The sequence below is a fragment of the Lysobacter enzymogenes genome (genome assembly GCF_017168095.1).
GTDB lineage: Bacteria > Pseudomonadota > Gammaproteobacteria > Xanthomonadales > Xanthomonadaceae > Lysobacter > Lysobacter enzymogenes_D.
This window is the reverse complement of sequence record NZ_LXSD01000487.1, coordinates 1-1,517: the sequence shown is the minus strand read 5'-3', so window position 1 is coordinate 1,517 and position 1,517 is coordinate 1. Positions and strand designations below refer to the sequence as shown.

Annotated in this window: 2 protein-coding genes; one reads left to right on the top strand and one right to left on the bottom strand. The window is 71.3% G+C overall.

Annotated elements, in window-relative coordinates; translation table 11 throughout:
• Nucleotides 1-131: 131 nt before the first annotated feature.
• A complete protein-coding gene (locus tag A7A76_RS20135) occupies nt 132-947 on the bottom strand; it encodes a helix-turn-helix domain-containing protein (protein ID WP_206412983.1) in 816 nt (271 codons plus the stop codon).
• A 121-nt stretch (nt 948-1,068) separates the two neighbouring features.
• Between A7A76_RS20135 and A7A76_RS20130 the strand changes: the two genes are divergently transcribed.
• Nucleotides 1,069-1,473 (top strand): hypothetical protein, encoded by a 405-nt coding sequence (locus tag A7A76_RS20130; protein WP_206412982.1) that lies wholly within the window; start codon nt 1,069-1,071, stop codon nt 1,471-1,473.
• Nucleotides 1,474-1,517 lie beyond the last annotated feature (44 nt).

Sequence of the window (1,517 nt, the reverse complement as noted above, 5' to 3'; positions counted from 1 at the left end):
CGGGGGTGGGGCGGCGGGGCTGCGTTGCTTCGGTTGGTCGCGACTCGCGTCGCTCCTACAGGGAAATACGGAGCTTGACGGCGATCCTGTAGATGCGACGCGACCCCAATGCGGCCGATTCACCCACCACCTCAGCCCGCCCCCGCCGACGGCGCCAAGCTCGCGCCGAACTCGCGCATCGCCAACGCGGTAGCCGCATCGGCAGGAAAAAACGACTCGATCGCCAGCTCAGCCAGCGTCACGTCCATCGGCGTACCGAACACCGTCGTCGTGCTGATGAAGGACAAATCCCCGAACGGCGTGCGCATCCGACACGGCACCGCCACATGCGCGGCCCCGGTCACTTCCGCCGGATCGAAATCGGCAGGCGCCGGATAGGCCTCCAGCTCGGCGTAAAGCGCCTCCAGCACCGGATCGCGACTGGTCTGGATCTGATGCCGCAGCCGATGCAGGATGTGCGCGCGCCATTCGCCCAGGTTGAGGATGCTCGGCGCCATGCCTTCGGGATGCAGCGCCGCGCGCAGCACATTGGCCGGACCCGCCAGCAGGTGCTCGGCGACGCCGGCCAGCATCGGCGCCAACGCGCGGTTGTGCTGGATCAGGTTCCAGTGCCGGTCCACCGCCAGCGCCGGATGCGGTTCGTGCGCGTACAGCACCAGTTCGACCGCGGCGTAAGCCTCGCGCATCGCCGGATGGTCGAGCGCGCGCTCGGCGTAGATCGGCGCCAGCCCGGCCGCGGTCATCAGCGCGTTGCGTTCGCGCAGCGGCACGTCCAGGCGGTCGGCCAGGCGCAGCAGCATCGCCCGGCTCGGCAGCGAGCGGCCGGTTTCGATGAAGCTGACGTGGCGGGTGGAGATCTGCGCCATCTCGGCCAGATCGAACTGAGTCAGGCGGCGGCGCTGGCGCCATTGGCGCAGCAGCTCGCCCACGGGGGCGCAATCGTTCATGCGGCCACCTTAGCCCAGCCGCGCCGGCGCCGGCATTACCTGCGGGGTAATCGACCGGCGGCGCGCGCCGCGCTGTGATGGCGGCGTCCGCAACGAACGCACTCACGACAGGAGCACGCACATGGCCATCGCCATCGAACGCAACCCCGCCCACTTCCTGCGCCGCGTGGTCCAGGCCGACCTCGCCGTCTCTGCCGCCGCCGGCGCACTGCAATTGGCCGCGGCCGAACCGCTGGCGCGGCTGACCGCGATCGACGCCGGCGTCCTGCGCGGCTCGGGCCTGGTGTTGATGGCCTGGATCGGCTTCCTCGGCTGGGCGCTGAGCCGGCCCGCGATCACCGCGCCGATGGCGCGCGCGATGATCGGCGTCAACCTCGCCTGGGTCGCGGCCTCGGTGCTGGTGTGGCTGGAGGGCGCGATCGCTCCGAATCCGCTCGGCCTGGCCTACGTGCTGGCGCAGGCGGCGGTGGTGGCGGTGTTCGCCGATCTGCAGTACTTCGGCCTGCGCCGGCTGCGGCGCGGTTGAGGCGGCGATGGGCCCGACCCAGGCCAACCCGGGCGCGCGCGCCG